At 72.2% G+C, this 13,114-nt stretch carries 15 protein-coding genes and 1 tRNA gene; 5 read left to right on the forward strand and 11 right to left on the reverse strand.

Annotated features, from left to right (window positions below; genetic code table 11):
- The 3 genes from GA0070623_RS17850 to GA0070623_RS17860 are packed head-to-tail and all read right to left on the reverse strand — an operon-like array spanning position 1 to position 2,226.
- A complete protein-coding gene (locus tag GA0070623_RS17850) occupies positions 1-750 on the reverse strand; it encodes a LamB/YcsF family protein (protein ID WP_067300674.1) in 750 nt (249 codons plus the stop codon).
- Entirely contained in the window at positions 734-1,618 is an 885-nt protein-coding gene (locus GA0070623_RS17855; protein WP_067300677.1) for a 5-oxoprolinase subunit C family protein, read from the reverse strand. The genes GA0070623_RS17850 and GA0070623_RS17855 overlap by 17 nt, the downstream gene beginning before the upstream one ends.
- On the reverse strand, positions 1,615-2,226 hold the full coding sequence (locus GA0070623_RS17860) for a 5-oxoprolinase subunit B family protein (protein WP_067300680.1): 612 nt from the start codon (positions 2,224-2,226) through the stop codon (positions 1,615-1,617). Before GA0070623_RS17860 ends, GA0070623_RS17855 begins: the two co-directional genes overlap by 4 nt.
- A 107-nt stretch (positions 2,227-2,333) precedes the next feature.
- On the opposite strand from GA0070623_RS17860, the gene trhA reads away from it, so the two are divergent.
- Positions 2,334-3,011: a PAQR family membrane homeostasis protein TrhA gene (gene trhA / locus GA0070623_RS17865; protein WP_067300683.1), complete on the forward strand. Its 678-nt coding sequence runs from the start codon at positions 2,334-2,336 to the stop codon at positions 3,009-3,011.
- Positions 3,012-3,088: 77 nt separating this feature from the next.
- On the opposite strand, the gene GA0070623_RS17870 is transcribed toward trhA, so the two are convergent.
- Entirely contained in the window at positions 3,089-3,379 is a 291-nt protein-coding gene (locus GA0070623_RS17870; protein WP_067300686.1) for a DUF6458 family protein, read from the reverse strand.
- A 123-nt stretch (positions 3,380-3,502) separates the two neighbouring features.
- On the opposite strand from GA0070623_RS17870, the gene GA0070623_RS17875 reads away from it, so the two are divergent.
- Positions 3,503-4,039 (forward strand): SixA phosphatase family protein, encoded by a 537-nt coding sequence (locus tag GA0070623_RS17875; protein ID WP_067300689.1) that lies wholly within the window; start codon positions 3,503-3,505, stop codon positions 4,037-4,039.
- 87 nt (positions 4,040-4,126) lie between these two features.
- Here GA0070623_RS17875 and GA0070623_RS17880 read toward each other — a convergent pair whose 3' ends face one another.
- The 4 genes from GA0070623_RS17880 to GA0070623_RS17895 all read right to left on the reverse strand — a co-directional run bounded on the left by GA0070623_RS17880 (position 4,127) and on the right by GA0070623_RS17895 (position 8,418).
- Positions 4,127-4,396, reverse strand: a complete 270-nt coding sequence (locus tag GA0070623_RS17880) for a DUF6458 family protein (protein WP_067300694.1) — start codon at positions 4,394-4,396, stop codon at positions 4,127-4,129.
- 192 nt (positions 4,397-4,588) lie between these two features.
- Entirely contained in the window at positions 4,589-6,445 is a 1,857-nt protein-coding gene (locus GA0070623_RS17885; RefSeq protein WP_067300697.1) for an acyl-CoA dehydrogenase, read from the reverse strand.
- A 115-nt stretch (positions 6,446-6,560) separates the two neighbouring features.
- Positions 6,561-7,694 (reverse strand): PP2C family protein-serine/threonine phosphatase, encoded by a 1,134-nt coding sequence (locus GA0070623_RS17890; protein ID WP_067300700.1) that lies wholly within the window; start codon positions 7,692-7,694, stop codon positions 6,561-6,563.
- 79 nt (positions 7,695-7,773) lie between these two features.
- Entirely contained in the window at positions 7,774-8,418 is a 645-nt protein-coding gene (locus GA0070623_RS17895) for a septal ring lytic transglycosylase RlpA family protein (protein ID WP_067300703.1), read from the reverse strand.
- 219 nt (positions 8,419-8,637) lie between these two features.
- Between GA0070623_RS17895 and GA0070623_RS17900 the strand changes: the two genes are divergently transcribed.
- The gene (locus tag GA0070623_RS17900; protein WP_067300706.1) at positions 8,638-9,189 is read left to right on the forward strand and encodes a phosphoribosyltransferase; all 552 of its coding nucleotides are present in this window, start codon (positions 8,638-8,640) and stop codon (positions 9,187-9,189) included.
- Positions 9,190-9,253: 64 nt separating this feature from the next.
- Here the strand turns inward: GA0070623_RS17900 and GA0070623_RS17905 are convergent, their stop codons facing one another.
- Positions 9,254-10,141: an LLM class flavin-dependent oxidoreductase gene (locus GA0070623_RS17905; RefSeq protein ID WP_067300709.1), complete on the reverse strand. Its 888-nt coding sequence runs from the start codon at positions 10,139-10,141 to the stop codon at positions 9,254-9,256.
- A 121-nt stretch (positions 10,142-10,262) separates the two neighbouring features.
- Positions 10,263-10,336: transfer RNA gene (locus GA0070623_RS17910), tRNA-Gly, on the reverse strand.
- Positions 10,337-10,570: 234 nt separating this feature from the next.
- Here GA0070623_RS17910 and GA0070623_RS17915 point away from each other — a divergent pair.
- Positions 10,571-11,608, forward strand: coding sequence for a zinc metalloprotease (locus tag GA0070623_RS17915; RefSeq protein WP_067300712.1), 1,038 nt, complete (start codon positions 10,571-10,573; stop codon positions 11,606-11,608).
- 71 nt (positions 11,609-11,679) lie between these two features.
- Here GA0070623_RS17915 and GA0070623_RS17920 read toward each other — a convergent pair whose 3' ends face one another.
- A complete protein-coding gene (locus tag GA0070623_RS17920) occupies positions 11,680-12,234 on the reverse strand; it encodes a pyridoxamine 5'-phosphate oxidase family protein (protein WP_067300715.1) in 555 nt (184 codons plus the stop codon).
- Between the two features lie 180 nt (positions 12,235-12,414).
- Between GA0070623_RS17920 and dcd the strand changes: the two genes are divergently transcribed.
- A complete protein-coding gene (gene dcd, locus GA0070623_RS17925) occupies positions 12,415-12,993 on the forward strand; it encodes a dCTP deaminase (protein ID WP_067300985.1) in 579 nt (192 codons plus the stop codon).
- Positions 12,994-13,114: the final 121 nt, after the last annotated feature.

Consider the following 13,114-nt stretch of genomic DNA (forward strand, 5'->3'; position numbering starts at 1 on the left):
TCAGGCGAACGGGGTGGGGGTGACTCCGGCGTCGATCAGCGCGGCCCGCACCAGGGCGGCCGAGGCGACCGCGCCCGGGCTGTCCCCGTGCAGGCAGATCGAGGCGACCGGGCACGGTACGACGGTCCCGTCGACCGCCACCACCGTGTGCTCGGTGGCCATCCGGACCGCCCGCAGTGCCACCTCCTCCGGGTCGGTGACCAGCGCGCCCAGCGCGGTGCGCGGCACCAACGTCCCATTGGGCAGGTAACCCCGATCGGCGAAGCCCTCGGCGACCGCCCGCAGGCCCGCGCCGACGGCGAGCTGGGCGAGGGTGGAGCCGGGCGCGCAGAGGATCGGCAGCTCGTGGTCGTACCCGCTGACCGCCGCGACCAGGGCGGCGGCCTGCACCTCGTCGGTGGCCGCCGCGTGGTAGAGCGCGCCGTGCGGCTTGAGGTACCGGACCCGGGTCCGGTACGGCCGGCAGAACGCGTCGAGCGCCCCGAGCTGGTAGGTCACCTCGTCGCGCAGCTCGTCGAAGCCGTACGCGATGTGCCGGCGGCCGAAGCCGGCGAGGTCCCGGTAGCCGACCTGCGCACCGACGGCGACGCCGCGTTCGGCGGCGGCGGCGCAGACCCGCCGCATGGTCGACGGGTCGCCGCCGTGGAAGCCGCACGCCACGTTGGCGGAGGTGACCAGGTCGAGCAGCGCCTCGTCGTCGCCGAGCCGCCAGATGCCGAATCCCTCGCCGAGGTCAGCGTTGAGGTCCATGGAACCTCACCGTAGTCCCCGGTCGGGCCTGCGCGAGCCCGGTCACGTCGTCCACCACGCCGATCACCGGGTAGCCGCCGGTGGTCGGATGGTCCGCCAGGAAGATCAACGGCTGGCCGTCGGCGGGCACCTGCACCGCGCCGAGCACCACGCCCTCGCTGGGCAGCTCACCGGCCACCGCGCGGGGCAGCGGCGCGCCGACCAGTCGCGCGCCGACCCGGTCACTCACCGGACTCACCGTGTACGCCGTGCCGAGCAGCGACGCCATCGCCCCGGCGGTGAACCAGTCGGCGCGCGGGCCGGGGCGCAGGGTCAGCCACAGCTCCGCCGGCACCGGTCGGCCCACGGTGAAGTCCACCGGTGCGGGCGGCCCGGCCGGCGGACCGAGCGGGAGCCGGTCGCCGTCGCGGACCGGGGGTGGGCCGAGGCCGGAGAGGGTGTCGGTGGCGCGGCTGCCGAGCACCGGGTCGACGGCGATCCCGCCGTCGACCGCCAGCCAGTTGCGCAGCCCGTGTCGGGGTGGGCCGATCCGCAGCACCGCCCCCGCCGGGACCGCCAGTGGTCGGCCCACGTCGCCGGGTCGCCGGTCGACCCGGACGTCGACGTCGGCCCCGGTCACCGCCACCGTGCCGGCGCGGGTCAGCCGCAGCTCGCACCCGCCGAGGGTCAGCTCCAGACCGGCGGTGTCCGCCGGGTTGCCGACCAGCCGGTTCGCCAGCGCCAACGCCGCCGGATCGAGCGCCCCCGACCGGGGTACGCCGAGGTGCGCCCAGCCGGGCCGCCCCAGGTCCTGCACGGTGGTACGCGGTCCCGCCCGCCGTACCTCGATCGCGCCCGCGGTTTCCTGCTCCGCGTGCCGCCCGGTCACACCGTCACCAGCCGGACCCGGGTGCCGGGGGTGAGGGTGGCCGGCGGGTCGGCGGACACGTCGAAGAGGGTGAGCGTCGTCCGCCCCACCAGCAGCCAGCCGCCCGGCGAGGCGGTCGGATAGATACCCGCGTACGGCCCGGCGAGGGCCACCGAGCCGGCGGGCACCCGGGGGCGCGGGGTGGACAGTCGGGGCACCGCGTACCGCGTGGGCAGCCCGGTCAGGTAGCCGAAGCCGGGGGCGAAGCCGCAGAACGCCACCCGGAACTCGGTGTCCGCCAGGCGTCGCACCACCTCGGGCACGGTGGTCCGCCAGTGCTCGGCGACCCGGGGCAGGTCTTCCCCGTCGTACACGGTGGGGACGTCGACCGTCGCGGTGCCGGCCGTGGTGGTGACGGGCGCGGGGGTCCAGCCGGCGATCCGGGCGGCGGTGGACTCCGGGTCGGGCACCCCGTCGAGCAGGACGGTGCCGGCCCCCGGGACGATCTCGGTGGCGCTCAGCTCACCGGTCGTGCGGCGTCGCCACAGCTCGGCCCGCCACTGTTCGACCTGGCCGGGGTCGTCGCAGTCGAGCAGGAGGGCGTGCCGGCCCACGGGTCGGATCCGCATCCCGCCATACTCCCCGATCGATGCTCGGTCCAGGGTCGGTGGACCCGACCGGCGTGGTGACGGGTCGCACTACCCAGAAGTAACCTACGGTGTCGTAACCTGATTCCGTGACCACCTCCGCACCGCTTCGACTCAAGCCTGTCGACATCGGTAAGCCCCGGATGCGCGGCTGGCTGCACACCTACGCGTTCTTCGTCGCGCTCGTCTGCGGCATCGTCCTCAGCGCCGTCGCGGCCACCCGGCCAGGCTGGACACCCCTGGTCAGCTGCCTGATCTACAGCGTGACAGTCTGCGGTCTGTTCGGCACCAGCGCCCTCTACCACCGCCGGGTGTGGTCGGAGCGCGGCTACCAGATCATGCGCCGGATGGACCACTCGATGATCTTCGTGTTCATCGCCGGGACGTACACACCGCTCTGTGTCCTGCTGCTCGACCGGTCGACGGCCATCCTGATGCTCGCCCTGGTCTGGGGCGGGGCGCTGGCGGGCGTCGCCGTCAAGCTGATCTGGCCGCACGCGCCGCGCTGGGTCTCCGCCCCGCTCTATCTGGCCCTCGGCTGGGTGTCGGTGGCGATCCTCCCGCAGATCCTGAGCCAGGGCGGGGTCACCGTGCTGGTGCTGCTGGCCGCCGGTGGCGCGGTCTACAGCATCGGTGCCGTCTGCTACGCGCTGCGCCGGCCGAACCCGTGGCCCACCGTCTTCGGCCACCACGAGTTCTTCCACGCCTGCACCCTGGTCGCCGCCGGATGCCACCACATCGCGATCTACTTCGCCCTCTTCTCCTGACCCCACCGGCGGTGCCCTCGGCGGGAAAGGTTCGAGGACCCCGCGTCGTTGCGGGGTCCTCGAGTTCCTGTGCGCGGTCAGACCGGGTAACCCGGCCCCCGCGACTCGCGGTACTCCTCACGCACCACCCGGTCGCCCTGCACCGGCACCACCCGGTCGGCGACGACCTGGTCCTGACGAACGCCGGTGGTGACCACGGTCCGGCGGCGGCTGTTCCAGAAGTAGAGGGTGGTCAACAGCCCGACGAGACCGGCGAGCATCAGCACCCAGCCGACCACGTCGAGATTGAGCCATCCCACTTCGGCGTCGACGGCGAACGCGAAGATCGCACCCACCGCGATGAGGAAGATACTGGCACCGATGCCCATGACATGCCTCCCTGGCTGTCCGCTGGCGTTACCCACCCGCCACGGCCATCGAGGGCATCGATGAGCGAGTGGCCCCATCGACATACCCAGGCGACACGCGCGCCAATCAGGCAAGCTGTTCCCATGACGGACGGTGGGGCCGAGACACGGACACTGGTGCTGCTGCGACACGCCAAGGCCGAACAATCCGGGGCCGGCCCCGACGTCGAGCGACGGCTCACCGCACGTGGGCACGCGGACGCCGCCGCCGCCGGGGTCTGGCTGGCCCGCCGGGTCCTGCCGCCCGACGTAGTGATCTGTTCGGCGGCCCGCCGCACCCGGCAGACCTGGCACGACGTGGCGCTGGGCCTGGCCGGGTGCCCACCGGAGGACGCCCCGGCGGGGACGGCACCGGTGGTGCGCTACGCCGCCGCCGCGTACGAGGCACACCCGGACGACCTGCTCGACCTGGTGCGGACGGTCGAACCGGAGGCCCGCACGGTCCTGCTCGTCGCCCACAATCCGGGCATCTCGCTGCTGTCGGCGCTCCTCGACCCGGAACGGGCCGACCGGGAGGGGCTGCGTACCACCGATCTCGTGGTGCACCGGGTGGCCACGCCGTGGGCGGCGCTGACCCCCGGCGACGCCCCGATCGTCGACCGGCACACCGCCCGCGGCTGACCGGTCGACGGACAGGTCAGCCCAGACGCGCCGGGTCAGGCATGCCGGCCTCGCGCCAGGTCGGGCGCGCCGGTCGGGCGCGCCGGGTCAGGACGGGGGTGCGGTGGGCGGCGGCGGGTCGGGCGGCGGCGGCATCATCGCGGTCGGATGGGAGAGCCGGTTCTCCTCCACGATGAGCGTGCGCGCCCGCTTGCGCCGGTCCTGCCAGAACCACAGCGTGGTGAGCAGCACGGCCAGCCCGGCTAGGATGAACACCCAGCCGACCGCGCGCAGGTCGATCCACCAGACGTTGGCCCGGATGGCGAACGTCATGATCGCGCCGAGCGCGATGAGAAAGATGCCGCTACCAATACCCATGTGCGCTGCACTCCCCGTGCGGTGGCCGTTGGGCGTGCCCTGACGACGTGGTCCGCGCGGCTTACCCGCCCAGCCTCCCGCCTATCGGGATCGGGGCGGGCAATCTGGGCGGTTGGTGGGGCCGATGTTGCGGTGTCCAGGCGTTCGGATACCGCAACATCGGCCCTGTTGCGAACTATCGACCGGCCGGGGTCAGAACGCCTCCTCCGGGAGGTCCATGATGTCCAGGTCGGCGGCCTCGATGATCCGCCGGTCGGCGCCGATGCGGGGCAGCACCTCGCGGGCGAAGAACCGGGCGGCGGCCACCTTGCCGGTGTAGAACGCCTTGTCGGCGGGGGAGACCTCACCGGCCAACGCCTTCAGCGCCACGTCGGCCTGCTTCTGGAGCAGCCAGCCGACCGTCAGGTCGCCGAGGGCGAGCAGGAAGCGGCGGCTGCTCAGGCCGACCTTGTAGAGGCTGCGGGCGTCGCCGCCCTGGGCCTCGCCGAGCCAGCCGGTCAGCACGCCGAGGATCTGCTGGATCTCGGCCAGCGCCCGGCCGAGCGCCTGCCGCTCCTCCTTGAGCTGGCCGTTGCCGGCCTCGGTGCTGATGAACTCCTGGATCTCACCGGCGACCGTCGTCAGCGCCCTGCCGTTGTCCCGGACGATCTTCCGGAAGATCAGGTCGAGGCTCTGGATCGCGGTGGTGCCCTCGTACAGGGTGTCGATCTTGGCGTCCCGGACGTACTGCTCCAACGGGTAGTCCTGGAGGAAGCCGGAGCCGCCGTACGTCTGCAGCGCCTCGTGGCCGAGCAGCTCGTACGCCCGCTCCGAGCCGACGCCCTTGACCAGCGGCAGGAGCAGGTCGTTGACCCGCTTGGCCAGTGTGGTGGCCTGCTCGTCCCCGGCCGCCTCGGCGATCGCGATCCGGTCCTGCCAGGTGGCGGTGTAGCAGACCAGCGCCCGCAGGCCCTCGGCGTACGACTTCTGCATCAGCAGCGAGCGGCGGACGTCCGGGTGGTGGGTGATGGTGACCCGGGGGGCGGTCTTGTCGGCCTGCTGGATCAGGTCGGCGCCCTGGACCCGGTTCTTCGCGTACTCCAGGGCGTTGAGGTAGCCGGTGGAGAGGGTGGCGATCGCCTTGGTGCCGACCATCATCCGGGCGTACTCGATGATCATGAACATCTGCCGGATGCCGTCGTGCTTCTCGCCCAGCAGCCAGCCCCGGGCCGGCGTGCCGTGCTCGCCGAAGGTCAGCTCGCAGGTGTTGGAGACCTTGATGCCCATCTTGTGCTCGACGTTGGTGGCGTAGACGCCGTTGCGCTCGCCCAGCTCGCCGGTCTCGGCGTCGAAGTGGTACTTCGGCACGACGAAGAGGGAGAGCCCCTTGGTCCCCGGACCGCCGACGCCCTCGACGCCGACCGGGCGAGCCAGCACGTAGTGGACGATGTTCTCGCTCAGGTCGTGCTCACCGGAGGTGATGAAGCGCTTCACGCCCTCGATGTGCCAGGAGCCGTCCGGCTGCGGGATCGCGCGGGCGCGACCGGCGCCGACGTCCGAGCCGGCGTCCGGCTCGGTGAGCACCATGGTGGAGGCCCACTGCCGGTCGATGAAGAGCTTGGCCCACTTCTGCTGCTCCTCGGTGCCCTCGACGTGCAGCACGTGGGCGAAGGACGGGCCGGAGGCGTACATCCAGACCGGTGCGTTGGCCCCGAGCACCAGCTCGGCCAGCGACCACCAGAGGGCGCGCGGGGCGCTGCTGCCACCGAGGGACTCGGGAAGGTCCAGCCGCCAGAACTCGGAGTCCATGAACGCCTGGTACGACTTCTTGAACGACTCCGGCAGCGGCGCGGTGTGCGTGGCGGGGTCGAAGACCGGCGGGTTGCGGTCGCTGTCGGTGTAGCTGGCCGCGAGGTCCTCACGGGCCAGGCGGTCGACCTCGGAGAGGAAGCTGCGGGCGGTGTCGACGTCCAGGTCCGTGTACGGCTCCTGGCCGAACGTCCGGTCCGCCCCGAAGACCTCGAACAGGTTGAACTCAAGGTCCCGAAGGTTGCTCTTGTAGTGGGTCATGTTCGCTGGCCCCGCTTCCGGACAGGTGTTACCGATCAGTAACCCCCACTGTATTACTCACGGGTAGGTAGCGACAACCCAATCATCACCGTGACGGGGATTACACACCTGCGGTTCAGCTCTCCGCCGCGCCGACCTCCCACGAGGGCACCGCCACGGTCACCCCGCTGCGCGGGCCGGTGTACTCCATCAGGACCAGCGCGATGTCGTCGTCGAGCCGACCGTGCACCCACTCGACCAGGGCGGTCTCCAGCGAGGCCAGGCCGTCGCCGACGGTGCCGTGCCCGAGCAGCCGCCAGGCCCGGTCCGCGGTCGGGAAGAACTCGCCGTCCCGCCGGGCCTCGCCGAGCCCGTCGGTGAAGAGCAGCAGCCGGTCCCCCGGCTCCAACCGCTCCACCCGGGGCCGGACCACCGGCATGAACCCCAGCGGCGGGGCGGGGGCGGGCGGCTCCAGCGGGATCACCGCGCCCCGGCGCAGCAGCAGCGGGGCCGGATGACCGCAGTTGACGATGGTCAACGTCCCGCCGCGCTCCTCCACCACGGCCGCGGTGACGAAGTCCTCGTCACCCACGTTGCGGGCCACCGCCCGGTCCAGGTCGGCCACCACCGCCCGCAGGTCGGGCCGCTCGTACGCGACGTGCCGGTAGGAGCCGAGCACGATGCTGGCGAGCCGGACCGCGTCCAGCCCCTTGCCCCGCACGTCTCCGATGATCATGCGGACGCCGTACGGGGTGTCGATCGCCTCGTACAGGTCGCCGCCGATCTCGGCGGTGGCCGTGGGAGAGATGTAGCGGGCGGCCACCGCCAGAGTGCCGACCTGCGGGCCGAGCGGACGCAGCACCGCCTGCTGGGCCACCGAGGCCAGCCTGGACAACTCGCCGATCCGTTCGGCCTGCCCCTGCCGGACCGCCGCCACCCCGGCCGACACCACGGTGGCGAAGGCGATCCCGACGAGGGCGACCGCCGTGGTCAGCTCCATCCCCGGGTCGGTGAGCGCGAAGCCGGACCCGACCACCAGGGCGAGGAGGCCCACCCCGGCCACCGCCCGCCAGGAGGCGAAACCCGCCGCCAGGATCGGCGCCACCGTCATCAGCGCGACGTAGTGGACCGCCCAGCCGTCGGCCGACTCGATCGCCGAGACGACCGCGAGCAGGCCGACGGCCGCGCCGACGCCGGCGCGGGATCCGGGACTCAGCGGGCCGCGGCCCGACTGGAAGGCATGTTTACGTACCTGGACAGCATGCCTGATGGAACCGGACCGGAGAATGAACCTAGCCCCACGATTGAGGGTGTTCTGCCCGGCCGGGCCGCCCCGGTCGGCCGCACAGTCAGCCCAGCACCTCGTACCTGACGGTCAGCGCGCCCAGGTCGACCGAGGCGATCGAGGCGAAGGCGGCGCGGGACAGATCGATACAGCGTCCGTCGATGAACGGACCACGGTCGTTGATCCGTACGGTGACGGACTTGCCGTTGGCCGGGTTGGTGACCCGGACCTTGGTGTTGAACGGCAGGGTCTTGTGCGCGGCGGTCAGCGCGTTCGGGTCGAAGTTCTCACCGTTGGCGGTCAACTGGCCCTCGTCGTAGAAGGACGCGCCGCAGGAGCCACTGTCGACGACGTTGCTCTTCGGAGCCGTCGCCTTCGGCGTGGCGGCCGGCTTGGGGGCCGCCGTGCGCGGCTTGCCCCGGGAGGCGGCCTGCGTGCGGGTCGCCCGCGGGCTCGCGGTGACGGTCGGCGACGGGCTGGCGCTCGGGGAGCGGGTGACGCTGGGGCTGGAACTGGGGCTCGGCGGGGCGGTGGTGACGGTGGCGCCGGGCGTGACCGTGTCCACCACCGCCGGGGCCGGCGCGTCGTCGGCGGTCAACCGGACCGCACCGACCGTGCCACCGACGGCGAGCGCGACGCCGACCGCAGCGGTGGCGGCGATGCCGGCGGGCGAGGAGAAGATCCGGGTACGCGAGTGCCTGCCGACCACCGGCTCGGTCCTTTCGTCTGCCTTCATGACGGCTGGGACCGTAGCGAGAGAAGCACTTCCGAAGTCAACGTGATCATGTGGCTATGACCCGAATTGCAGTGATACGTACAGCCGATCATCCGATGCCCGCTGGGCCGCACGGGCCAGAATGCCACCGATGGCATTCGCCCGCCGCCCCTCGGCTGGCGGCCCTTGGGAGTCGGCGCCGAGGATGGGGGCATGACCGCTGAGCTGCGTACCCGCCTGGTCGAGCTGTTCGCCTGGGTCGATCCGGGGCCGGGCAGCAGTCACCTCGTCAGCGACACCTCCCGCTGGTGGCGGGATGCCGGGGCGCTCGCCGGGCTCGGCCCGGCCCTGGTCGAGCCCTTCCGCTCCGCCCGGCCTACGGTCGTCGTCGCCCCTGCGGTGACCGGCCTGATCCTCGGGCCACTCGCCGCGACCGCGCTCGGCGTCGGCTTCGTCCCGGCCCACAAGCCCGGCGACGGAAGACTCCCCGCCGCCCCGCTGACCTGGGCACAGAGCCCGCCCGACTTCCGGGGCCGGCAGGTCGACCTGGCGGTACGCGACGACCGGCTCGGCGCGGGCGACCGGGTGCTCATGGTGGACGACTGGGTGGCCACCGGTGCGCAGGTAAGGGCCGTCCGGGACCTCTGCGCCGCCCGGGGTGCCCACTGGCTCGGCGGCACCGCCGTGGTCGTCGACCTGCCCGCCCCGGTCGCCGCCGAACTGGGCGTCCACGGCCTGCTCACCAGCGACGACCTGCCCACCTGACGGCGGTCGCCGCCCGGCCCTCAGGGTCCACCCGGCTCCGGCCGGATCAGTGCAGCCCCGACCCTTACGGCGTCCGCAGCTCCGGCAGCAACCGGGTGGCGACGTCCACCAGCACCGCCTCGTCCCCGGCGTACCAGCTGCTGGCCCGGGGCCAGTGGGTGATCACGTCGGTGAAGCCGAGCGCCGCCGCCTGCGCCACCTGCTCGGCGAAGAAGTCCGCGCTGCGCAGCGAGAAGACCGGCGCCGAGTCCAGCGAGAGGTAACGGGGCAGGGTGGCCGGGTCACGGCCGGCCTCGTCGAGGGTACGGTCCATCCGGGCGCAGAGCGTCGCCACCCCGTCCCACCAGGCCGTCAGCTCCTCCTCACCGGTACCGGTGGTGACCCAGCCCTGACCGAACCGGGCGACCAGCCGCATCGACCGGGGTCCGTTGGCGGCCACCACGAACGGCACCCGGGGCCGCTGCACGCAGCCGGGATTGCTGCGGGCGTCCACGGCGGCGAACCAGTCACCCCGCCAGGTGGTGCCGTCCTCCCGCAGGATCAGGTCCAGCAGCTCGGTGAACTCGCCGAACCGGTCCACCCGCGGCCGGGGCGGCAGGGTCTCCCCGCCCAGCACCGCCGAGTCGAAGCCGATGCCGCCCGCGCCGAGGCCCAGCAGCAGCCGCCCGCCGGAAACGTCGTCGAGGGTGGTGACCTGCCGGGCGAAGGCCGCCGGATGCCGGAAGTTGGGCGAGGCGACCAGGGTGCCGAGCCGGATCCGCTCGGTCACCGTGGCCGCGGCGGTCAGCGTCGCCATCGAGTCGAACCACGGGCCGTCGACCAGATCCCGCCAGCCCAGATGGTCGTACGTCCAGGCGTGGTCGAAGCCCCACTCGTCGACCTGCTGCCAGCGCCGACGCGACTCCGCCCAGCGCTGGTCGGGAAGGACCACGATGCCAATCCGCATGATCACCAGAGTACGTCGCCGGCAACGGCACCGCCCTCGCCGCAGCGGCCCGCCATTCATGCTCGGACGCCACCCGGAACGACGGAAGCCCTGGCGGGACGTCTGTCCTGACCAGGGCTTCCGTGCGTGGAGCGGGTGACGGGAATCGAACCCGCACTGTCAGCTTGGGAAGCTGATGTTCTGCCATTGAACTACACCCGCGAGCGGCACCACTGTACCTGACGTCACCGGACCCGCGCACCCTGGCACCCCCGCGCGCCCCCGACGACAGGCTGTCACCGACCCGCCACCAGCAGCGCAAATGAAACGGTCAGATGTTTCACAGAAGCCGCTTGGTGACGTTCTCAAACGTGTCGATCAGTTGTAACGTCACCCCCACGTTCACGACCTCGGTGCGACATACCCCCTGTCGTACCGCCAGAAAGAGGTGGGCCCATGGGACTGCGTCCCAACCTGCTGACCCGGCGTGCCGCCGGCGTCGCATCGACGACCTTCGCGCTGCTGCTGAGCACCGCCGCGGTGGGCGTCGTGCCTGCGGCTTCCGCGTACTCCGCAGCCCCCGACAGCACCTCCTGCGCCGAGCCGACCGACGCGCACGCGGACGTCCACTCCGACGCGCGTGTCCGTGGCGGTGCCGCGAAGGCCGCCCACAAGCGGCACGACCCGAACGAGCTGACCGCCAAGCAGGTGCAGGAGCGGGAGGCGGATTTCGCCGCGGCCCTGCGCAACAGCACGCTGCGGTCGAAGTCCAGCCTCCGGACCGGCTCCACCGAGGGCCAGACGGTCGCGTTGGCCCCGATCTCCATCCCGGTGGTCGTGCACGTGATCCAGCGGGACAGCACCCGGGCCGGGGGCAACATCCCCGACTCGATGATCAACTCGCAGATCAGCGTGCTGAACCAGGCGTACAGCGGCGCGACCGGGGGTGCGGCCACCGGCTTCACCTTCCAGCTCCAGAAGATCAACCGGGTCACCAACGCGTCCTGGTACCCGATCGTGCAGGGGTCCTCGGGCGAGCGGGCGATGAAGACCTCGCTGCGTACCGGCGGCAAGAACACCCTCAACATGTACCTGGGCGAGCTGAGCGACGACCTGCTCGGCTGGGCGACCTTCCCGAAGCGCACCCTGGACGTGATGGACGGCGTCGTCGTGCTCGGCGAGTCGCTGCCGAACGGCACCGCCACCAACTACAACCTGGGCGACACCGGCACCCACGAGGTCGGCCACTGGCTGAACCTCTACCACACCTTCCAGGGTGGCTGCTCGGGCTCGGGCGACGGCGTCTCCGACACGCCGGCCGAGCGCGAGCCGGCCTACCAGTGCCCCACCGGCCGGGACACCTGCACCGCGACCGGCAAGGACCCGATCACCAACTTCATGGACTACACCTACGACTCGTGCATGTACCAGTTCACCGCCGGGCAGGCCAGCCGGATGGTGAACGCCTGGACCGTCTACCGGGCAGCCGCCTGACCGGTAACCGGCAGACCTGACGGTGCCGGCTCCGTCCTTCCCGGACGGGGCCGGCACCGTCGTGTGCGGGATCAGGCGGCGGTACGCCGGGTGTCGAAGCCGTGCCGCCCACGTCGGGACGGCCGCTGGTCGGGCAGCCCGGAGACGCCCGGTCGGCCCGCCGCCGGATCGAGCCAGACCTGCACCGAGGGTCGGTCGCCGTCGGGGCTCAGCGGGCCACCGTGGTCGCGGCGGGTGAGCATCGCGACGTCGACACTGAACTCGAAGAGCCGCCAGTCGACCTGGGGCGCGGCCCGGCCGATCGCGGCGACCAGCTCGACCCGGGCCGGATCGGTCACCGGCTCGGCCCGACCGGCGACGTAGGCCTCGTCGTCGCTGTCCTCCGACGGGAACGAGTGGAGCGCGTAGCGGCCGTCGCGTTCGAGGTCACGCCGCTTGGGCGAGTCGACGACGAAGCAGAACAGCCCGCCGTCGGTGACCACCGGGCAGACCGGGTGCACCCGGGGACCACCGTCGGCGCGGACCGTGGCCAGGTAGCCGAAGCCCGGCCCGTACTGCTGGAGGAGAAGGCGGATCCCGTCGGCGAGTCGGGGCTCGTCGGCGGCGAAAACGGACCAGGATGTCATGTCCACACTCTATCGAACAGGCGTTCGAAAATCAGTCCGACACGCAGGTGGAACGGCCTTTCTTTGGCCGGGTCGCCCGTCGTGGTGCCGGCCGGCACCGAGGTTCGTCGGTACCCCGTCCGGGTGGGCGTCGGCGGCCCGGCCACCGGCCGACGCCGGGGTGCTCGCTATGGTGTCCCGATGCTGCTCTCCGACCGGGACCTGGTCTCCGAGATCAAGGCGGGCGCGCTGGCGCTGGAGCCGTTCGAGCCGAGTCTGGTGCAGCCCTCCAGCATCGACGTACGCCTCGACAAGCTGTTCCGGGTCTTCAACAACCACCTCTACACCCACATCGACCCGGCCGTGCAGCAGGACGACCTGACCTCCATGGTCGAGGTGCCGGCGGGTGAGCCGTTCGTGCTGCACCCGGGCGAGTTCGTGCTCGCCTCCACGCTTGAGGTGATCTCCCTCGGCGACCAGCTCGCCGGCCGGCTGGAGGGCAAGTCGAGCCTGGGTCGGCTGGGCCTGCTCACCCACTCGACCGCCGGCTTCATCGACCCGGGCTTCTCCGGCCACGTCACGCTGGAGCTGTCGAACGTGGCGAACCTGCCGATCACGCTCTGGCCGGGCATGAAGATCGGCCAGCTCTGCATCTTCCGGCTCTCCTCGCCGGCCGAGCACCCCTACGGCTCCGAGATCTACGGGTCGCGCTACCAGGGCCAGCGCGGGCCGACCCAGAGCCGCTCCTGGCAGAACTGGCGTACCTGGCCCACCCGCTGACCACTCCGGTCCGGCCCGGGCCGCCCCCTGGGGCCGGAACCACCGTGAGCGCACGGTCACCCCGCCCCCTGGCGCCGGGGCCGCCGTGAGCGCACGGTCACCCCGCCCCGTGGGGCCGGGG

It is taken from the genome of Micromonospora rifamycinica (assembly GCF_900090265.1).
GTDB classification, from domain to species: domain Bacteria; phylum Actinomycetota; class Actinomycetes; order Mycobacteriales; family Micromonosporaceae; genus Micromonospora; species Micromonospora rifamycinica.